Genomic DNA, 19,625 nt, shown 5'->3' on the forward strand with positions numbered 1-19,625 from the left:
CTTTCGTTCTGATCTGTTCTCTTTCCGTCCAATCCCACTACATCGAGGTGTGCAATCAGACGATTCGCCAGTGAGAACACACTCATACCGCCGACGAGACCCGGTAGTTTTTACCCCTCTGGGTTGCAAGCCGCGATACATGGTTTTCCGGCTCGTCCTCGGGTGCGGAACCGTCGGCCGCGCCGTCGCCGAGGCACTCACGGAGCGCGACGATGACGGCCGACTCCTCGTCATCACCGCCGACGAGAGCGTCGCCGAAACCCTTCGCGACGAAAGTATCCCCGCCCGCCGCGGCGATCCGACCGACGCCGAAACCCTCGACGGCGTCGACGCGCCCGACGTCATCTTCGTCGGCAGCGACCGAACCGACGTCAACCGACAGGCACTCGAGTTGGCTGCCGCTGCGTTCCCCGATGCATCGATCACGGCCTACATGGGCGGCAATCCGACGATGGCGGACAGGAATCGATTTACCGACCTCGCAGCCCATACCATCGATGCGGCGAGCGCGTTCGCCGAGCACCTCCTCGAGGAGACGGGAACGACGCCGGCATCGCGAGCGATCGGCCTCTATCAGCAGTTGCTGACGATCGAGGGGCCACTCGCGGTTGTCATGCACGACAACCCCGACCCGGATGCGATTGCGAGTGCGGTGGCCCTCACGGCGATTGCCGAGTCGGTCGGTGTTGCGGCCGACGCCTGCTATTTTGGCGACATCTCCCACCAGGAGAATCGGGCGATGGTCAACCTGCTCGATCTCTCGCTGCGGAATCTCTCGCCCGGAGAGCGTCTCGACACCTACGGGTCGATTGCACTGGTCGATCACTCGCGACCCGGCGTCAACGATCAACTCGACGAGGATTGCCACGTCGATATCGTCATCGACCACCATCCGCCACGCGGCCCGGTGCCGAGTGACTTCGTCGAATTGCGCGAGCAAGCCGGCGCGACGAGTACGATCCTGACGGAGTACATGGACCGGTTCAACCTCTCGTTCGAGTCGTCGACGGCGACCGCCCTCCTCTATGGAATCCGGATCGATACGAACGATTTCACGCGTGAGGTCTCCTCTGCGGACTTCGAAGCCGCCTCGACGCTGTACCCCCACGTCGATGCAGCCGTCTTGCGCCAGATCGAACAGCCGACCGTCGAAGGCGACACACTCGAGACGATCGCCCGCGCGATCAAGAATCGCGTCCAGCACGACTCGGTCGCGGTCGCAAGCGTTGGTCGGATCGGAAACCGGGATGCGCTGCCGCAGGCGGCGGATCAACTCCTCGCGATGGAGGGGATCGATACGACGCTCGTCTTCGGGTTCAGAGACGAGATGGCGTTTCTCTCGGCCCGATCGCGCTCGAACGATGTCGACCTCGGCGAGACGCTACGGGACGGGTTCGACCAGATCGGGAGTGCGGGCGGCCATGCCGATATGGCCGGCGCACAACTCGAGGTCGGCATTCTCGGCCGGCTTGACGACGAAGACGAGGTCGAATCGATTGTCGGCGTCGCCGAGGACGTAATTACAGACCGGTTCTTCGAGGCCATTCAGACGCGACCGGGAGTTCCAGTCGGGACGTACAGTCGGACGAGCCAGTGGCTGTTCGCCGAAGAGGACGAATGGGATGCAATCGTAGCAGACCAGGAGTCATACGTCACCGGTCCCGAGAACGGAACCGACGACCACCAGTAACAGTACTTTTGCGGCCGGGCGCGGTAGCGCTGCGTATGGAGCTCGCGTCGGAACGGACCAAACCCCAGGTCAAAGAGTACATGACCCGCGACGTGGTGACCGTCTCGCCGGATTCGACCGTCGGCGCGGTTGCCGAGCGGATCGCCGAGAGTGAAGAACACAGCGGCTTTCCAGTGTGTGAACGCCGCCGTGTCGAGGGGTTCATCAGCGCTCGCGACCTGCTGCTGGCCGGCGACGACGACCCCATATTCAAAGTGATGACGACCGATCTGCTGGTGGCACACCCGGAGATGAAGGTAAACGACGCCGCCCGCGTTATTCTCCGCTCCGGGATTCAGAAACTCCCCGTCGTCGACGACGCGGGCAACCTCGTCGGCATCATCTCGAACGCCGACGTAATCCGCAGCCAGATCGAGCGCGCCACGCCCGAGAAGGTCGGCAAACTGGTCCGTACGCTCGAGCAGATCCACAGCGTGAGTCTGGCACAAGAACGACGCACCGTCGCGATTGACCAACTGACGCCGACGCAAGGGCGCGTCTACGCGGACGAACTTGAGGGGCGCAAGTACGAACTCGAACGCGGGCTGGCAGAGCCGCTTGTCGTCATCGACAACGACGGCACGCTGTTGCTGGCGGACGGTCACCACCGCGTGCTCGCGGCCGATCGTCTGGGGATCGACGCGATGGACGCCTACGTGATCGTCGTCGAAAACGAGATCGCCCTCGGGATGGCAGAGACCGCTGCGAAGGAGGGACTCGAGTCGCTCGACGATATCGACGTCGTCGATTATGCGCGCCATCCGCTGGTGCAGACGACGAAGCGGTTGCAGTCTGGGGAGTAGATTGTAGTCTGGGTTGCAGTCCGGGGAGTGAGGATTTCGGTCGGGGAGTAGTCGCGGAGTACGGACTACGCCCGACTGCAACCGCGCCAAACCTATACGGCGGCCGGTGTGGGAGTACCGGACAGATGGTTTCGACTCGCGTCGTCGTGCTCGTCTCGTTCGGCGCGAGTCTGGCGATCGCAGTCGCGAAGTTCGTCGCGTACCTGTCGACCGGCAACGTCAGCATGCTGAGCCAGACCTACTACTCCATCAGCGACGCCGCAAACCAGGTGTTGCTGTTGCTCGGCTTTCGGCTCAGCGAGGCCGGTGCGAGTCGAAAACATCCCTTTGGGCGCGGCAAGGAACAGTACTTCTTCGCGTTCGTCGTCACCGTCCTGCTGTTCGGCATTGCCGGCTTCGCCTCGGTTCGGGAGGGGTACGCTGCACTCGACGGGCCGGCCGGCACAACTGACGTGACGATCAACTACATCGTCCTCGGCGTCGCCCTCGTCTTCGAATCGTACGCGTTTTACACCTCCTATCACGGCCTGCAGAGCGAGCGGGAAGCCGCGGGGTTCACCTCGCTAGCTGCCACCTTTCGCCACTCGAAGGACGCACCGCTGCTCACCGCGGCCACGGAGAACATCGTCGCCGTCATCGGCGTCGTCGTGGCAATTCTGGGCGTCTACCTGACATCACAGACTGGCGACCCGGTCTACGACGCGACAGCGAGCATCGTCATCGGCCTGCTGTTGATGGCGCTCGCACTCGCACTCGCCTGGGAGAACCGCAGCCTCATCGTCGGCGAGGGCGTCACCCGCACGGAACACAGGGCGATCGTCGACGCGATCGAATCCGCCGACGGCGTCGCCGAACTGCTCGATCTCAGAACGATGCACCTCGGCCCCGACTCGGTGCTCGTCGCCTGTGACGTTCGGTTCGATCCCGACCTGGAGACGGCCACGATAGAGCAGACCGTCGACGTGATCGAGGCCAGGATTCAGGATCGCGTGCCGACTGCGGATCGGATCTACGTCGAGGCAGAAACAGGGGTAGCGGCAGGGGGAGAGACAGAAACAGAAACAAGAACCGAATCCAACACCGGAACCAACTCCGAGGAATAACGCTCCTCGATCCGATCACTCCTCTCGATCCACCACGAACTCCGTGAACGTATTGAGCCGCTCTGTCGTCTCCGCGTCCAACTCGAGTCCGTCGATCTCCGCGCGGGCTTCGGCGGCGAGCTCGAGCGCTTGCTCGCGGGCGTACTCGATGCTCCCTGCATCCTCGAGAATCGAGAGCGCCTCGAGGACTTCCTCGTCGGTGTTCGTCTCGGCTTCCAGAATTTCCTGGAGTCGCGTGGCCTGTGCGGGCTCGCTCTCCTCGATTGCGTGGATAACGAGCAGCGTTTTCTTGCCCTCGCGGACGTCGTTCCCGAACTCCTTCCCGAACTCGCCGGCGCGGCCGAGGGAGTTCTCGACGTCCAGAATATCGTCGCCGATCTGGAAGGCGACCGCAGTGAGTTCGGTGTAGGTCGCGACGGCCTCCTCGACGTGGGCGGGCTGGTCGGTGATGATCGCCGCGAGTCGGGCGACGATGCGGCCGAGACAGCCGGTTTTGCAGGCACACATCTCGAGGTACTGCGCCGGCGTGATGCGGACCTCGCGCTCGTTGTGCCAGCAGATGTCCATCCCCTGGCCGAGGTGGGTACGATTGAGTTCGTCCATCAGCATCTCGTAGGCCGCCAGTCGCTGCTCGGCCGGCAGGTCGCCGGGGTTCTCCCGAAGAATCTTCAACGGCAGGAAGTAGAGCGCATTGCCGGCGTTCAGCGCGACATCGCGCCCGTAGATGTGATGCAGCGCCGGTTCCCCGCGGCGCTTTGCCGCCTGATCCTCGACATCGTCGACGATGATGGTCCCGTTGTGCAGAATCTCGGGGATACAGGCGTAGGGCATGTACTCGGTCGGATCCTCACCGAACCCCTCGATGAAGACCAGAAAGAGCACTGCCCGCCATCGTTTCCCACCTCGGTCGAGCAAGTCCCAGAGCGGATCCGACAGCGCCCGCTGGATGCCGTCAGGATCGTACTCGTACGTTGGCTCGCCGAAGAACGACTCGAGGTAGTCGGTGTCGATCTCCCGCGGCACGAGGTCGGCAATCGCCTCGTCTACGGCCGGCCGCCACTCGGCAAGCGTCTCCCGCATACACGCCCCGAGTGCGAGCGGGGTAAAAAAGATTCTCAGTTCGCACTGAACGTCCGATTTTCGGGTTAGATAGTCGACAGTAGGACACCAAGTTCCGGCACAGACATCGCCGAACGGTACAGTTACACGCCCCCAGTGAGACCCCTGTCCCATACCCATGACCACCTGGATCAGTGATGTGTTCACCAGCGATGTCGGCTGGACACACCTCGAACACCTGGTCGACATCGGCAATCGAATGGCTGGCAGCGACGGCGAACGCGAAGCCGCGGAACTGACCCGCGACGCGCTCGCCGAGGCCGGCGCGCGAAACGCCCGTCTCGAGTCGTTCGATATTCAGGGCTGGACCCGCGGCGACAGTGCAGTCGTCGCGCCAGACGAGGAACTCGAGTGCATCGCGCTCCCGCGAAGCCCGAGCGACGAGGCGACGGCGGAACTCGTCGACCTCGGCTACGGCCTCCCGGAGGACTTCGAGGACGCAGCCCTCGAGGGCAAAATCGCGATGGTCCGCAGCGACATTCCAGAGTACTACGAGCGCTACATTCACCGCCGGGAGAAGTACTATCACGCGGTCGATCAGGGTGCCGTCGGCTTCGTCTACCGTAATCACGTCGAGGGCTGTCTCCCACCGACGGGCAGTGTCGGCACCGAGGACGACCCGATCGGCGACATTCCGGCGGTCGGCGTCTCGAGTGAGGTCGGCGCGCGGCTGGCTCGGCGGTACGACGGCGAGGAAATCGCTGTCTCCGTCGAGGCGGACATTGGCGACGCAACGAGCCAGAATATTCACGCCGAACTCGGTCCCGAGACGGACGAGCGCGTGCTCGTGACGAGCCACGTCGACGCCCACGATATCGCAGAGGGTGCCCTCGACAACGGCGCTGGAACTGCTATGGTCGTCGAACTCGCGAACGCACTCGCCGCGCGCGAGGACGAACTCGAGACGCGCGTCGAGTTCGTCGCCTACGGCGCGGAGGAGGTCGGCCTGGTCGGCTCCGGCTACCACGCCGAGCAAGCGGACCACGACTCCATCAAGGCCATCGTCAACAACGACGGCGTCGTCCGCGGTCGCACGCTTTCGATGACGACCCACGGCTTCCCCGAACTCGAGGCCGCCGCAGAGGAGATCGCAGAGCGTCACGGCCACCCGATCGAGACGGTGCCACAGCTCGGCCCGCACAGCGACCACTGGCCGTTCGTCCAGTGGGGTGTCCCCGGCTATCACGTGATGTCGACCTCGGACGAGGTCGGTCGCGGCTGGGGCCACACCTTCGCCGACACGCTGGAGAAAGTCGAGAAGCGCACGCTGCGCGAACAGGCCATCCTCCTCACGGATCTGACCGTCGACCTCGCACGCGAGGAGCAGACGATCGAGCACCGCGAGCCAGAGGAAATCGCCGCCGATCTGGAGGACCAGAACCTCGCCGAAGGGAGCAAGATTACGGGCGACTGGCCGTACGATAACTAGTCGATTCTGGCAGTACGAGAACAGCGGTTCAGTTCTCCCAATTTGTATGGGAATTTATGGTGTACGAGTCAGTACCGTAACCTGATGTCCCCCGAACGGTCCCCCTCCACGAGCCGTCGTTTTGTTCTGCAGACGGTTGCTACGTCTGGATTGCTCGGTATTGCCGGCTGTCAAGTGAGAAGCGAACCCGCTCACTGGACGGAACTCGACCTCCGAGGAGACACCACGTACACCGACGACCCCGACTGGCGAATGCTCGGCCACGACACTGGAAACACGTTCCACAATCCCCACGCGGATGGTCCGTCCGACGATCCGAGCGTCCAGTGGACGCTCGAGGATAGCACTGACGGAGAGACCAGTGGCCACCCTCGCCGCCATCCGCTGATCGTCGATGGGACGGTGTACACTACTATCGAACGAGCGGAAACGAGCGATACCAGTGAGAACGAACATCGAACGTTCGTCGCTGTCGATCCCGATACCGGCGAATTTGAGCCGATTTTCGAGGCGGATCACCGTATCTGGCGTCCGACGATCGTCGACGATACCGTTTACGCCGCCGTCGGAACGTCCGTTCGAGCGTACGACCTCGCCGACGGAACCGAACGCTGGCGGAGTGACAAACTGAGCAGTGGGCTCTCCTCGGTTCGGCGAGTCGGGGACGCAATCGTCGTTCTTTCTGATATCGAACTGTACGACTATTCGGATGGGGATTTCGAGCCCCTCCCGCAGCTGTACGTCCTCGACGCCGAGTCAGGAGACGTACGCTGGGACAGCGGTGGCGCGAGCGGCGGAAATGAGCCACGTCTGCCACTCATCACCGATAGTGGCGTCCTGTATCCGAACGCTGCGTCCTTCAGAGATCTTCGCTCGGGCGAACCGAGCGCAGAACTGTCGACACCAGTCAACTATCCCGTTCTTCGGGAGGGCGAGTACTATGGCTCCGACGACGGCGGTCTCGTCTCGTACGACTGGGAAACGATGGAGAACCGTTGGGAGTACCGTCCAGACAACCGTTCAATTGGGGGGTGGATGGGCCAGCGTCGTCGACTCCGTCGTCGTCATCGACGATTTCCGCGGCCCCGGATTCGTCGGGCTGGACCGGGACACGGGTGAGCGTCTCTGGGCCACCGAGATCTGGGACGACAGTTTCGGCGCGATCTTCTGGGCGAGCGACGAGGATACCGTCTACACCGCCCACGACGGCGGGATGACGGCCGCTCTCGATATAACCGACGGCTCCGTCAAGTGGCGTCTCAACACCGACGAAATGGAATGGGGACTCGGGAGTGGCTGCGCGCTGGCCGACGATCTGTGGCTCACCGTCGGGCGCGACGGGACGCTGTTTGCAATCTCGTGATCGTCGGACGTGTCGTCGCGGTCGCGAGCGACTGATCGTGCCGGACGCCCGGCCGCCCCTTCGGACCTTACGCTTTTGCACCCGCCGCGCGAACGAGATGGCATGAGCGACGGGGACGACGGCACCCAACCCGACCACGACGAGCCAGTCGTCGGCGTCGTCGATCCCACCGACGCGGTTTCGATATCATCAGCGGACGATGACACACGCGAGCTGGTTGACGATGGTCTCGATGTTAGTGCACTCGAGTCCACCCTCTCTACACACGACGCCACACTAGTAGTCGACACCGAGGCCGCCCCCGTTCTGGACGCCGATCCAGTGGTCGTCGTTGCAGTCGGTGAGTCTGCCCTCGCGGAAACCGCACGCGAGAGCGCCACGAGCGATGGGAAGCCGGCGATTCTGCCGGTCGGCTCGATTCCCGACCTCAGCACCGTCTCCGAGGAAAGCCTCCCTGACGCGCTCACAGCTATCCTCTCGGGGGAGGTTGAGACCGCGCGCTGTGAGCGACCGGTACTCGAGTGCACCGCCACACTGGTCGACGGCTCCGAGACGACCGTCCGAGCGCTGTTCGACCTCACGCTCGCTGCCGCCGAACCCGCCGCGATCTCCGAATTTTCGGTTCGAAGTCAGGAGAAGTCGGTCGGCTCCGTCCGCGCGGACGGGATCGTCGTCGCGACAGCACTCGGGACGCACGGCTACGCGAGTGCACTCGAGTCCCCGCGACTCTCGCCCGCGGTCGATGCTGTGTCCGTGGTTCCGATCAGCCCGTTTTCGACGAATGCTCGGCAGTGGGTCCTCCCGCCGGACGAGGTTGTGCTGACGGTCGACCGAGACGAACAGTCGGTGGCGCTGATCGCCGACGACCGGTCGGTGGGTCGTGTTGCAATTGAGACTCCAATTCCGGTGTCGGTGGCGGGGACGGTGCCGATTCTGTGCGTGCCTGAGAGGGCTCCGTGAGCGGGGTTAGGGGCGTCGCACAGACTGCGGACTGCGGACTGCGGAGTTGAGGCAGGGAGACAGACAGGGACAGTACGAGAGTACGAGAGGGTGTCAGATTGAAAAACTGCGGAACGAGCCGAAACGTGTCCGATCCGCCGGGAATTGCGCTGGCCCAGTGCTGTGGTCGTCGGAACCGATCTCGATCGGTCGGCCCGGGAGCACGGAACGCGAGGTCGCCCGCCTGCTGCACTCGCCCGAATGCAGTCTGGTCGTGTTCCGCGCGTGAGCGATTTACACTACAGTTGCCGTGACTGCCACTTGCAGCTCCTTGCAGTTGGCGCGACTGGCACGTGACGGCGACAACTGTCTAGCTGTTGTACGGCTCTTCGTCCCGGTGATTATTGGGGTTCGTGTTCCCGAGCGCGTCCGCCTCGCGCTCGTCGGATTTGTGCTCGATGTCCTGTCGGCGCTCTTCCTCGTCGCGACGCTCTCGAGCCTCCTTTTCTTCCTCAGTGAGTTCCTCTTCCTCCGCGTCTGCGTCGTCATCGGTGTCTTCGTGTTCCAGTTCGACGTCACGCCCGTGCTCGTCTTTCCCGGTCCTGTCGGTCTGGCCGGTTTCGTCTGGGTCATCAACCATAGTGATCGCATCGAAAGCTAGCACGTCTCACTGAAAAGGTGTTTGGCTTGCGTGGGTCGTGTCGGATCCAGATCAGCCGTGTAGAGGCCAGCGAGGCCGCGTCACCGTCTCCTTGGATCCTACCAGGGCTCGCCCGACGCCAGGTCGATCTCGCTGTCACCCTTCTCAGAGGGGCAGATATCCGCGAGCACACAGTCACTGCAGTCGGGGTTGCGGGCCGTACAGGTCGCCCGCCCGTGGTCGATACAGAGGTGGGTGAACTGCTGCCAGTAGCCCTCGGGGACGAGGTCCATCAGTTCCTGCTCGATCGGTTCGGGGTACTCCTCCTCCGTTAGTCCCAGTCGACGCGAGAGGCGCTGGACGTGTGTGTCTACGACGATGCCCTCGACCACGTCGTGGCCGTGCTGAAGCACCACGTTCGCCGTCTTGCGGCCGACACCCGACAGTTCGGTGAGTTCGTCCATCGTGTCTGGCACCTCGCCGTCGTGCTCCTCAAGAATCATCTCACAGGAGTCCTTGATGTACCCGGCCTTGCTGTTGTAGTAGGTGATCGAACTCAGATCCTCGGCGAGTTCCTCCTCGGGTGCGTTGGCGTAGTCTTCCGGCCCGTCGTACTTCTCGAAGAGGTGCTTCGTTTCCTTGTTCACCCGCTCGTCGGTGCACTGCGCCGAGAGGATCACGGCGATCAGTAACTCGAGTCGGTTCGAATACCGAAGCGAGATCGTCGAGTCGGGGTAGGCCTCCTCGAGTCGATCGACGAGTTCTTCGGCCTGTTCCGTGCGGCTCTCGAGCGGGGTTCCCATGCAGCGTTCGTTGCGAGAGCGGCCATTTGAGGTGTTCGGTTCGCGTCGAGTTTGTCCGGGTCGAGTCTGTCGTCCGCACCGTGTACCATCTTGGCCGCCAGTCCGATAGCGAGTCCATAGAACCGTTGTCGCGCGTCCAACTGACACGGGGTATTAATATCTCACGTCGGAGGGTTGGTCACTGACCACGAAGCGTCGTCGGTCCCAGTCACGCTCGCGGCAGCCAACGTGACGAGCAACTGGGCAGTTGGCGTCGTGCGTCTGGCTGCTGTCCGCCGGTCCGATCACCCACCCGCAGACGGAGATACCGATGTCATCACAAAATGAGACTCCCCCGTCGGATGGTCCGTCGACCTCGTCCGATACCGACGTTCTCGAGGCGTTACTGGCCGAACTCCGCGACGACCAACACGACGACCAGCGAGCGGCGCTTCGACGTGTGCTCGTTCGTGAGGACGGTGACGATGACGATAACAGGGCCAGTGAGGACATCGGTGATAGCGACGGCGGCGACTGCGACGACGACAGCGACGGTAATACATCCGATAGCGAAGCTACTACGGCGATAGCTGCTACTGACGCTACAACTGCCACGGATTCTACCACCACCGACAACGCTGGCCAGCACTCCGACAACACCCCGCTCGAACTCGACAGCCTGCACACCGATCTCGAAGCAATCCGAACCGACGTTGAGCACTTACAATCCGATATCGAAGATCTGAACGCAGCCGACGACGTCCTCCGGCAACGAATCAATGGGACGCTTCAACCACACCTCGATTCGGTCGCTGATCGGCTCGAAGCCCTCGATACACAACTGGAACGCCACCGAGCCGAAACGGCCACCCAACAGGCCGAACTCGAGGCCACCCGTAACGACCTCGAACAGTCTCTCGACGGCTTCGAATCCACCACAGAGGCGCACGACGAACAACTTGAGGAACTCGAATCCACCGCCGAGGCGCACGACGAACGGCTCACCGACCTCGAGACGCGACTCGACACGCTCGAAACCGCACTCGAGTCCGAAACAAATTCGCTGGCGACGCGACTCGACGAAACCGAGGTACGGCTCAAACGCGACCTCCTTCTGGTCCGCTCGACGGTCTCCGGAGAGATCGAGCGCATCGACGAGGACATGGAGTCGGTCGAGTTGCGACTGGGTGAACTCGAGGGAGAGGCTGTGGCTGCAAAGGAGTGGCGCGAGTCACTACAGGATGCGATCCGGTAGCTGGCGGGCACCGTCGAGCGGGCTTGCCCCTGAGCCCGGTCGGTAACACCTGCTAGCAGCCGCTACGACGCGCCGAGGACTACTGATACTCGCCAGTGGCACACCAATCGGATGCCGTGAACTTTAAGCGGCCATCATCCGCCTATCCGGGTATGAAGGCGACCGCGATGGCCCACCCCATCCAGGGGCTGGTCAAGTATCACGGGATGCGCGACGATATCGAGCGACTCCCGTATCACGACAGCATCAGCGTCTGTACGGCCCCGAGTCACACCCGCACTACCGTCGAGTTCTCGATGGACTACGACGAGGACACCTACGTCGTCGACGGCGAGGAACTCGAGGGCCGCGCGGCCGAGCGCGTCGACGCCGTCGTCGAGAAGGCCCGAGATATGTCCGACGCAGCCCACACGGTCTACCCGGTCCGACTCGAGAGTGAGAACAGCTTCCCGACAAACGTCGGGCTTGGCTCCTCCTCCTCGGGCTTCGCCGCGGCGGCGATGGCGCTGGCCGAGGCGGCCGAACTCGACGCCGACCGACCAACCGTTTCCACGATCGCACGCGTCGGCTCGGCGTCGGCCGCTCGTGCGGTGACGGGTGCGTTCTCGCAACTCAACACCGGGCTGAACGACGAGGACTGTCGCTCCGAGCGACTGCCGAGTAACCTCCACGAGGATCTGAAGATCGTCGTCGGACTCGTGCCGTACCACAAGGAGACCGAAGACGCGCACAACGAGGCCGAGGACAGTCACATGTTCCAGGCCCGCAACGCGCACATCCACGGCCAGATCGCCGAAATGCGCGATGCGCTTCGTAACGACGAGTTCGAGGACGTGTTCGAACTCGCCGAGCACGACTCGCTCTCGCTCGCGGCCACGACGATGACCGGCCCCGAGGGCTGGGTCTACTGGCAGCCGGCCACGCTCGCGATCTTCAACCGCGTGCGCGAACTCCGCGAGGAAGAGGACATTCCGGTCTACTTCTCGACGGACACGGGCGCGAGCGTCTACGTCAACACGACCGAAGAGCACGCCGAGTTCGTCGAAGAGGAGATCGCCGACTGCGGTGTCTCGACGACGATTTGGGATGTCGGCGGCCCCGCTCGCTTGCTCGACGAGGACGAGCACTTGTTCTAAGACGGTTCTGTACTTTCTCGCGGTTTGGTACTGCACCGGGTGAAACGAGCACACTGCACTGCACGACAACGGCGGCGTTTGGTCCCCAGTATTTGGGCGCGGGGAACCTACATCGGGTATGCACGTCGTCGTCCTCGGTGGCGGCTACGCGGGCCTGACGCTAACCCGCGAACTCGAGAAGCGAGTGCCCACAGATGCGAATCTCGAACTCACCCTGGTCAACGACTCGCCGGACCACCTCGTCCAGCACGAACTCCACCGCGTACTCCGCCGGCCCGAACTGGCGAACGCGATCACCGTCTCGCTCCCGGCCGTTCTCGACCGGGCAACCGTCCGCGTAGCGCGCGTCGAGGCTCTCGACCGTGAGCGACAGACCATCAGACTCTCCGATGGTACCCTCTCCTACGATATCGCGGCCGTTTGTCTCGGCGCACAGACTGCCACCCACGGACTCGAGGGCGTCCGCGAACACGCGATTCCGTTCAAATGCCTCGGCGATGCGTTTGCCGTCCGGAGACGAGCGCGGGAGGCGCTGCGCGTGCGCCACCAAGATACCCCACAGTTCGTCGTCTGCGGTGGTGGCCTCTCGGGTATCCAGGTCGCCGGCGAACTCGCCGCACTCGTTCGTGAGGGCCACGGATCGAATGCAGACGCTACGCCGTCCGTTACTCTCCTCGAACAACTCGACACCGTCGCCCCACAGTTCGACGCTCCCTTTCAGCGCGCGGTGACAGCTGCACTCGAGTCCGTCGGCGTTACAGTCCGGACTGGGACAGCCGTTACTCGAGTGACGCCGTCGGCGGTGGGACTCGAGTCGGGCGAGGAACTCCCGGCGGAGTGTGTCGTCTGGACGGGCGGGATTCGAGGAACGGACGCCCTCGATCGAGAGCGGCCGATGGTTGGGCCAGCGTTAGAACTCGACGAGCGGACGTTTGTACTCGGTGATGCGGCGCTGATGACCGACGTGGAGGGGGCGGCGGTTCCGGCGAGTGCCCAGAGTGCGATACAGGCGGCGCGGGCGCTCGCGCCGACGATTGCAGGTCTCGTGAGCGGGGAACGTGACGATAGCGAGGAGCGCGACCGAGGCAGTGGACCAGAGTCGGTGTCGGTGTCGGTGTCGGCATCAGTGTCGGCGTCGGCATCCGCGAACTTCGCGTTCGACTCACCCGGCTGGGTCGTCAGCGTGGGTGACGACGCGGTCGCACAGGTTGGGTCGAGAGTGCTTACTGGCCGCGGTGCGCGGCTGCTCAAGAGCGGTGTCAGGCTTCGGTATCTCGCCGAAGTCGGCGCTGCTGACCGGGCGGCGGCGCTCGCGCGAGAGGAGATCGATCACCGACTGCCGTTCGAATTCGATCGCGAGTCGTAGCGCTTGGTTGGGGTCAGAGCCGCTGCAAGTCGATGCATACCGAATCGTCGTTGGCTGTGCGACCAGTTTGGACTAGTCACAGCTGTTGCTCTGGGTTGGAGGAGGATCCGAAGCGGAAGAAGACCGAATAGAACGGACCGAGGTGATGCAATCACGAGTCGACCGTCGGTCCGGTAGGGTGGTGTGGACCGACGCAGACGTGCGGGTCGAACGACAAGCGGCAGGTGTCAGATCTCACGACCGGACGCCAGCTGTGATCGGTTGTGCCCGGTGTGAGCCGTCGTGTGGATCATGGTGGTGGGTGGCTGGGGTGCGTGGTGGGACATTGCGGTGGGTGTGGTGAGTTAGTTGTGATGTGGTGGGTGTGGTGGGTGTGGTGGATATGGTGGGTTGTTGTGGTGTGGATGATGTGACTGCATCGCCGACACCGCACGGTTGGGTCGACCCTGCAGAACCGCAAGACCACGACTGCAAGACGGCATCACTTGCAGTACATCGTCACCAGCGCGGTCGCGTGTACCGCATGGCTCTGAGCGCCATGCCGAGCACGAGTAGCGCGATGAACGCTACCGCGAGCCACTGGCCGGTGTGGGTCAGCAACGCGCCGCCGACTGCACCGAGCAGATCGACGCCAGTTGCCTGGCCGAGTGCGAACAGCACGACCGCGAGACCAACGAGCACGACGATCGTTTGCACCGCGGTCGACAGCAACCATGCGCCGATATCGAACCGCGAGCCTCGTCGCTGGTCCGGCGGCGGCTGTTGCTGGTGCTCCCGTGCGGGAGCGTCCGTGTCTGCCGCCGAGTCGGACCGGGTGCGTTCGTGTTGGGACATGAGCGGTCACCCCGGTCACGACGACCAGCGACGACCGGATTATTATCGGTCAGCTAAGCAACGACTCCACACTAACTGCTCAAAGTGTAGTCACTACCGTCTCGTTTCCTCACAGCAGGTATTTCGCCGCCCAGAAAACCGTTCGATACACGCAACAATCCGTCGCCGTCACCGAACCTCTCACGTCCAGCGGTCCAGTCCCGTCTGTGTCACGCTCTCCTCGATCCGCTCGAACCCGCGTGCAACCTCGTCGGCATCGACCGCCCACTCTTCAGTCACGTACTCTCGCGCCGCCTCTATGTCCGGATCCAGTGTCGTCTCAAACTCGTACTCGTCCGTGACGTTCGGCTCCCGAAAGAGCGCTCGCACGCGGTCACCGTACTCGAGTGTCTCGCCGCGCGCTTCGAGCACGCTCCAGAGGTCGCCGTGCTCGGAAATTTCCGACAGCGCGGTTTTCGGGCCGATTCCCGAGATACCGTCGTTGAAGTCCGTCCCGATGAGGATAGCTGCGTCGATGAGTTGCTCGAGTGTGAGGTCGTGGTGTGCCAGCGTCGCTTCGAGATCCATCAGCTCGGGATCACCCTTGCTCGTGAGTTGTCGGAGGGTGTATGGCGCACCGAAGAGCAGCGCGTCGTAGTCCTCGGAGCCGACGTAGTCCGCGTCGCCACGCCGGACCATGTGGGCGGCCTGTGCCTCGCCCTCAGCGGGCGCTTCGACGATCGGCACGTCGAGCAATCGGAGGAGTTCGCGGCTGGTCTCCTGGATCGTCGGCGTCAGTTGCTGCGTGCGCGACTCGAGTTGGGCGATGGCGACCTCGTCGCCTTCCTCGCGGGCGGTCTCGAGTTGCTCCTCGTACGTCTGGCGCTGCTCGCGGCGGGATTCGATCTCGTCTTCCTTGAGTTCGGAGGGGCCGCCGTCGAAGACCATGACCGGTGTCACGTCGTTCTCGAAGAACTTGGGGAGCCCCTGGACGATACCGATCAGGTTGGCGACCTCGGTGCCGTCTGCAGTCGTGTACTTCGAACTGCTGGTCCACTTGACGGTCGTCGTCAGGTACCGATAGAGCCAGTTGTGCGCGTCGACGGCGACGACACCCTCGATTTCGGAGAACGGAACCTCTTCGATGACGGCGATGTCGCGTAAAGCAGCGTTTCCCATTGGGCCACTATTGGTGGGTCTGGGATTTGAATTGTCCCCTCTCGCTCTCGACTCGCAGCCGACGACTGTTGAGCGCTACCGGGCCGGCGGCTCGCTGCCGACTCGCGACTCGAGGAATTCCGTTTCGTCCCCGGAAAGGTCCCGGTCCCGAAACTCATCGAGCCCGTTCTGATACGCGTCTGGTTCGCGTTCGGTTCCCGTCGGGTCGTTCTCACTAGCTGTGGGTGGTTGGTACTCGAGTACCAACTCGGCGATCCCCGTCGTCTCGCCGGTGTAGGTAAAACCGGCGCGGTAGAGCGCCTCGTAGGCGAAGGGGTTGTTGACCGCGATTCGGATGCAGTCGTAGCCGCGCTCGACGGCGCGGTCGCGAACGAGCGAGACGAGTTCGGGGCCGACCCCCTCGCCGCGGCGGTCGCGAGCGACGGTGACGTACCGGAGCCACAGCGTGTGCTCGTCGGTTCGATCCTCGTTGAACGCGATGGCTGCGACGATGGTTTCGCCGTCACGGGCGACCGCCTTCCCGGTGTTCGTCATGACGAACTTGCCGGCGTAGCTGAATCGTTCGTGGTCGAGTGGCAGTTTCGGCCCGTCGGGTGGCCACCCGAGCAGTTCGTACGTGAGGTCCTGGGGCACGAGTTGGGGTCGCTTGGTCGGACGGGAACTAATAGCCGTCGTCCAGTCGAGGACAGCAAGGGACAGCCGAAGACAGCAGGGACAAGGCCGGCGACCACAGATGAGAAGCGAACTCGAGTAGCCCACCGCACTGTGTACGCGTCGTGATTGCCCGGCGGACGTGACACGTGCCGGACAAACCATTATGGAGCCCGTTGTGGTACACTGCCCTCACTATGAGCGCAGAGTCCGATACACAGTCGACAGTCGGTATCGAGACCTCGATTGGCTGGCCGGTCGGTGGCGCAGTCGGTGGTGCAGTCGGAGCACTCGCCTTCGGTGCCCTCATCTGGCTCTTCGATCCCGAGGTCGTCTCGGCGGCGATTCCCGGCATCTACGGGCTGGATCCCACCGGCGTCGTCGGCTGGGGAATCCACATCGCCCACGGGATCGGTCTCGGGCTGATCTTTGGGTTCCTCGTCACCCGCAAACCCATTCTCGGCATCATCCAGATGAACCCCGAGACCGAGTCGCTCTCACGAACCGGGATCACGCTGCGCGTCGTCGCCGCCGGCTTCGTCTTCGGGCTGGCTGTCTGGGCAATCCTGCCGCTGCTCGTCCTCCCGGTCTGGCTCGACGCAATCGGAACCGAGGCGGCAGCCGACTTCCCGACCACGGCGGTCGAAAGTATGGTCGGCCACCTGCTGTTCGGGACGGTGCTCGGCATCGTCTTCGCGCTCGTCACGAACCTCCACCCGGAGCGTGCCGAGACGCCGCTCGAAGACTGAGAGAGCGGCACCTGACACCTTTCAGAAGCGATTCCGCCACCGCTGCGTCCGCACCACTTCGTCTTTCATCGCCGAACAGTTCGCCGTCGCCCGATCCTCGCCGAGTTCGTCCGCCATCTCCTCGACACACGCGTCCCAGGAGCCGCCGATCGACGACCAGAACTCGAGGACGCTGTTTCTGTCCCAGCCCTCGGGCAAGTCATCGAGGCCGTTCACGTCCTCGTTGATGACTGGTGTGAGCGCCTCCTCGTCGCCGTCACCATCGCCCTCGCCAGCAGTCGACTCCAACGCATCATCGTCGTCCAACGCACTGGACTCGAGTACCGAAGCGCGATACACTGCCGAGCCGACTGTCTCGGGACCGAGGCCCACGACGTACGCAGGCTGGTCGTCGCTGGCATCGACAGCGGTGACGTTTTCGTCACCCTCTCCCTCACCCGTCGGAAACTCGAACTCGCTCATCAGCACCGCTGCGACGACACCGCGGCCGTCCGGCGTCGCGACGATGTCTCCCGTTTCGTATCTGGTGGCTGCGTCGGGCATACTCGAGTACTCGGCCGCGGTGTCGGTAGTGTCGATGCGCGGATGTGCAAGGGTGCAAGGCAGTTTGCAGGAACGAGTGTGAAGTGTGTTAGAGAAAGCGCGAACCGGGATTTGAACCCGACTACGAGACGGTCCCGATCGTTCGTTTTGCCCACTACGCGGGTTCCGTCTTCTCTACTTCAAATCCCTCATTCGCTTCCTTCGGCTCACGATCTTGTTCGCCGAAGGAATGCGCGGACCGGGATTTGAACCCGGGCCATGAGCTTGGAAGGCTCAGGTCCTACCACTAGACCATCCGCGCTCACTCCCTGATTTTGGCTCCATGTTTAAGGCGCTTCCGTTTCGGCGTCATCGCTTGCCAGCGATTGGCGCGCTGTCCCCCGGTTATCCTCAGGTGAGTCGCTCTCGAACCCACTCACACATCCGACGCAGCAGCGCCAGCAACGACTGCATAACAGTTGCCGCTCGAGACCTCCCACTCGAGTACCTCCAGCGAGCTCGCTGCCAGATCCTGCTCGAACTCCTCGGGGGTGTAGATGTGGTAGAAGCGGTCGACGGTGTCGCCGCCGGGGAGGGTCCACTCGATCGTGGTGTCGAAGCCGGTGCCGTCGGCGGTGTCGAGTTCGTCCTCGTCGAAGCGGTCGTGGGCGGTCGACCAGGCGCTGACGAGTGCGCGGCCGTCAGGGGCGGGAGCGAGCACGCGGCCGAGTTCGTCGAGACTGGCCTGGCGAGCGGCCTGCGTGGGGAGGTGGTGGAGTGTCGCGACGTAGACGGCAGCCGAAATTGCGTTCGCTTCGAGGGGGAGTTCGGCGGCGTCGCCCTGACAGAGGTCGACGGCGAACTCGCGCTCCTGTGCCCGTTCGCGCCCGGTTTCGAGGAGACCACGGCTGACATCCACGCCGAGGACGTGGTCGAAGTAACCGGTATCGGCGAGCAGTTCGGCGTGGCGGCAGTTGCCACAGCCGAGGTCGAGGCCGACGGGGGCCGTCTCAGTGTCAGCCCGAGCGCGCTCGTCGACGGTGTCTGTGACGAACGACTCGACTTCGGGCCAGGCGTACTCCCGGGTCTTCGCGAAGTGCGTCGCGATCTGATCGTAGGTATCGCGAACGGCTGCGCGGTCGGCCCGGTCATCTGAGCGGTCGTGGGGAGCGGCCATTGTCCGATGTCGTCGATGAGCGCGCAAAAAGCGTTCGCAACGGGTTGCCAACTCTTTCAGTGATCAGACGGATCGGGATCGCGTTGTACCCGTGAGCGCCACCCCGTCGGATCGATCATCGGACAGAACGACAACGAACCGTATCAGTCCACGTCAACCCAGGAAGGGTGGTCAAAAGTGACCATCTTGTTCCAAACACTGTCTGAAACGTATGTCTGTCCAGAGCAATGATGACCCGTGCGTTACGTTCATACGATGGGAGCGCTAACCGATGACTACGGAATGAGGCGCGAGCACTTCACGTTACATGTCAGTAATGTCGACTGGGTCGAAACAGACGAGGAACCGAGAAAACCCTCGGTATCGATCGATTTCACCGGCCCAGCGTCGATGCTTCGCGAGCGCCTTACTGGCTCCGATGACGAGGTTCTCGATGCGGGCGAAACTGACGTTGCGCTCCGACTGCAAGAACCCCTCGACGAGGACGCCGCTGGCGTCGTGAGCGTCACGAACCGAATCACGGGAGATTTCATCCTCGAGTTGAACGAGGAAGCAGACGACGTACTCCGATTTATTCGGGCAGCGAGGGGCTACGGCGAGCAGGCCAACGACGATGATGGCCGCTACGAGGTCGAAATTAGACTCGACGACGAACCGTTCGTAAGCTACGACAAGCGGACCTTCCTCGTCTACGACGACGAGGGTAGTCTGCTGCGCCAGCACAGTCTGATCCCGAGCGGCGTCGAACTCTAAGTCCGATTTTTGGCGCTCTCGTTCCGATGACCGCTCGTCTCACCCGGTGGGAACGGACCGGCAATTATAAGTGATTTAGGCACCCCTAAACCGAATGTGTCCCGGCTGCTGCCGGGG

The 19,625-nt window shown here is 63.2% G+C and carries 20 protein-coding genes and 1 tRNA gene; 12 read left to right on the top strand and 9 right to left on the bottom strand.

Annotation, left to right across the window (positions count from 1 at the left end):
• The first annotated feature begins 139 nt into the window (after nucleotides 1-139).
• The 3 genes from BBD46_RS11965 (at nucleotide 140) to BBD46_RS11975 (ending at nucleotide 3,635) form a co-directional block, all read left to right on the top strand.
• Nucleotides 140-1,690, top strand: a complete 1,551-nt coding sequence (locus tag BBD46_RS11965; protein ID WP_071401934.1) for a DHH family phosphoesterase — start codon at nucleotides 140-142, stop codon at nucleotides 1,688-1,690.
• A gap of 35 nt (nucleotides 1,691-1,725) precedes the next feature.
• Entirely contained in the window at nucleotides 1,726-2,532 is an 807-nt protein-coding gene (locus tag BBD46_RS11970) for a CBS domain-containing protein (RefSeq protein ID WP_071401935.1), read from the top strand.
• Nucleotides 2,533-2,657: 125 nt separating this feature from the next.
• On the top strand, nucleotides 2,658-3,635 hold the full coding sequence (locus tag BBD46_RS11975; protein ID WP_071401936.1) for a cation diffusion facilitator family transporter: 978 nt from the start codon (nucleotides 2,658-2,660) through the stop codon (nucleotides 3,633-3,635).
• Nucleotides 3,636-3,650: 15 nt separating this feature from the next.
• Here the strand turns inward: BBD46_RS11975 and BBD46_RS11980 are convergent, their stop codons facing one another.
• Nucleotides 3,651-4,715: a polyprenyl synthetase family protein gene (locus BBD46_RS11980; protein ID WP_071401937.1), complete on the bottom strand. Its 1,065-nt coding sequence runs from the start codon at nucleotides 4,713-4,715 to the stop codon at nucleotides 3,651-3,653.
• 157 nt (nucleotides 4,716-4,872) lie between these two features.
• Between BBD46_RS11980 and BBD46_RS11985 the strand changes: the two genes are divergently transcribed.
• From BBD46_RS11985 to BBD46_RS11995, 4 genes are all read left to right on the top strand, one after another.
• Nucleotides 4,873-6,183, top strand: a complete 1,311-nt coding sequence (locus tag BBD46_RS11985) for a M28 family peptidase (RefSeq protein WP_071401938.1) — start codon at nucleotides 4,873-4,875, stop codon at nucleotides 6,181-6,183.
• A gap of 174 nt (nucleotides 6,184-6,357) precedes the next feature.
• Nucleotides 6,358-7,302 carry a PQQ-binding-like beta-propeller repeat protein gene (locus BBD46_RS11990; RefSeq protein ID WP_253184556.1) on the top strand — a complete coding sequence of 315 codons (945 nt, stop codon included), beginning with the start codon at nucleotides 6,358-6,360 and terminating at the stop codon, nucleotides 7,300-7,302.
• Nucleotides 7,208-7,546 carry a PQQ-binding-like beta-propeller repeat protein gene (locus BBD46_RS23175; RefSeq protein WP_253184557.1) on the top strand — a complete coding sequence of 113 codons (339 nt, stop codon included), beginning with the start codon at nucleotides 7,208-7,210 and terminating at the stop codon, nucleotides 7,544-7,546. The genes BBD46_RS11990 and BBD46_RS23175 overlap by 95 nt, the downstream gene beginning before the upstream one ends.
• A gap of 102 nt (nucleotides 7,547-7,648) precedes the next feature.
• Nucleotides 7,649-8,506, top strand: coding sequence for an NAD(+)/NADH kinase (locus BBD46_RS11995; protein WP_071401939.1), 858 nt, complete (start codon nucleotides 7,649-7,651; stop codon nucleotides 8,504-8,506).
• Between the two features lie 349 nt (nucleotides 8,507-8,855).
• On the opposite strand, the gene BBD46_RS12000 is transcribed toward BBD46_RS11995, so the two are convergent.
• Nucleotides 8,856-9,125 carry a hypothetical protein gene (locus tag BBD46_RS12000; protein ID WP_071401940.1) on the bottom strand — a complete coding sequence of 90 codons (270 nt, stop codon included), beginning with the start codon at nucleotides 9,123-9,125 and terminating at the stop codon, nucleotides 8,856-8,858.
• A gap of 119 nt (nucleotides 9,126-9,244) precedes the next feature.
• Nucleotides 9,245-9,928 (bottom strand): endonuclease III, encoded by a 684-nt coding sequence (gene nth / locus BBD46_RS12005; protein ID WP_071401941.1) that lies wholly within the window; start codon nucleotides 9,926-9,928, stop codon nucleotides 9,245-9,247.
• 310 nt (nucleotides 9,929-10,238) lie between these two features.
• Between nth and BBD46_RS12010 the strand changes: the two genes are divergently transcribed.
• From BBD46_RS12010 to BBD46_RS12020, 3 genes are all read left to right on the top strand, one after another.
• The gene (locus BBD46_RS12010; protein WP_139173584.1) at nucleotides 10,239-11,162 is read left to right on the top strand and encodes a hypothetical protein; all 924 of its coding nucleotides are present in this window, start codon (nucleotides 10,239-10,241) and stop codon (nucleotides 11,160-11,162) included.
• 152 nt (nucleotides 11,163-11,314) lie between these two features.
• Complete coding sequence (gene mvaD, locus BBD46_RS12015; RefSeq protein WP_071401942.1) at nucleotides 11,315-12,298, top strand: phosphomevalonate decarboxylase MvaD; 984 nt, start codon at nucleotides 11,315-11,317, stop codon at nucleotides 12,296-12,298.
• Between the two features lie 118 nt (nucleotides 12,299-12,416).
• Complete coding sequence (locus BBD46_RS12020) at nucleotides 12,417-13,664, top strand: NAD(P)/FAD-dependent oxidoreductase (protein ID WP_071401943.1); 1,248 nt, start codon at nucleotides 12,417-12,419, stop codon at nucleotides 13,662-13,664.
• Between the two features lie 498 nt (nucleotides 13,665-14,162).
• Here the strand turns inward: BBD46_RS12020 and BBD46_RS12025 are convergent, their stop codons facing one another.
• The 3 genes from BBD46_RS12025 to BBD46_RS12035 all read right to left on the bottom strand — a co-directional run bounded on the left by BBD46_RS12025 (nucleotide 14,163) and on the right by BBD46_RS12035 (nucleotide 16,289).
• Nucleotides 14,163-14,498, bottom strand: coding sequence for a hypothetical protein (locus BBD46_RS12025; protein ID WP_071401944.1), 336 nt, complete (start codon nucleotides 14,496-14,498; stop codon nucleotides 14,163-14,165).
• 180 nt (nucleotides 14,499-14,678) lie between these two features.
• Nucleotides 14,679-15,656, bottom strand: a complete 978-nt coding sequence (gene fen / locus BBD46_RS12030) for a flap endonuclease-1 (RefSeq protein ID WP_071401945.1) — start codon at nucleotides 15,654-15,656, stop codon at nucleotides 14,679-14,681.
• A gap of 75 nt (nucleotides 15,657-15,731) precedes the next feature.
• Nucleotides 15,732-16,289: a GNAT family N-acetyltransferase gene (locus tag BBD46_RS12035; protein WP_071401946.1), complete on the bottom strand. Its 558-nt coding sequence runs from the start codon at nucleotides 16,287-16,289 to the stop codon at nucleotides 15,732-15,734.
• A gap of 215 nt (nucleotides 16,290-16,504) precedes the next feature.
• Between BBD46_RS12035 and BBD46_RS12040 the strand changes: the two genes are divergently transcribed.
• Nucleotides 16,505-17,056: a hypothetical protein gene (locus tag BBD46_RS12040; RefSeq protein WP_071401947.1), complete on the top strand. Its 552-nt coding sequence runs from the start codon at nucleotides 16,505-16,507 to the stop codon at nucleotides 17,054-17,056.
• Nucleotides 17,057-17,077: 21 nt separating this feature from the next.
• On the opposite strand, the gene BBD46_RS12045 is transcribed toward BBD46_RS12040, so the two are convergent.
• The 3 genes from BBD46_RS12045 to BBD46_RS12055 form a co-directional block, all read right to left on the bottom strand.
• Nucleotides 17,078-17,599, bottom strand: coding sequence for a hypothetical protein (locus tag BBD46_RS12045; protein ID WP_071401948.1), 522 nt, complete (start codon nucleotides 17,597-17,599; stop codon nucleotides 17,078-17,080).
• A gap of 230 nt (nucleotides 17,600-17,829) precedes the next feature.
• Nucleotides 17,830-17,900: transfer RNA gene (locus BBD46_RS12050), tRNA-Gly, on the bottom strand.
• Between the two features lie 114 nt (nucleotides 17,901-18,014).
• Nucleotides 18,015-18,755, bottom strand: a complete 741-nt coding sequence (locus BBD46_RS12055; RefSeq protein WP_071401949.1) for a class I SAM-dependent methyltransferase — start codon at nucleotides 18,753-18,755, stop codon at nucleotides 18,015-18,017.
• 282 nt (nucleotides 18,756-19,037) lie between these two features.
• On the opposite strand from BBD46_RS12055, the gene BBD46_RS12060 reads away from it, so the two are divergent.
• Nucleotides 19,038-19,508, top strand: a complete 471-nt coding sequence (locus tag BBD46_RS12060) for a DUF5793 family protein (RefSeq protein ID WP_071402193.1) — start codon at nucleotides 19,038-19,040, stop codon at nucleotides 19,506-19,508.
• The last annotated feature ends 117 nt before the right edge of the window (nucleotides 19,509-19,625 follow it).

The organism is Natrialba sp. SSL1, from assembly GCF_001861355.1.
In the GTDB taxonomy this organism is placed as follows: Archaea; Halobacteriota; Halobacteria; order Halobacteriales; family Natrialbaceae; genus Natrialba.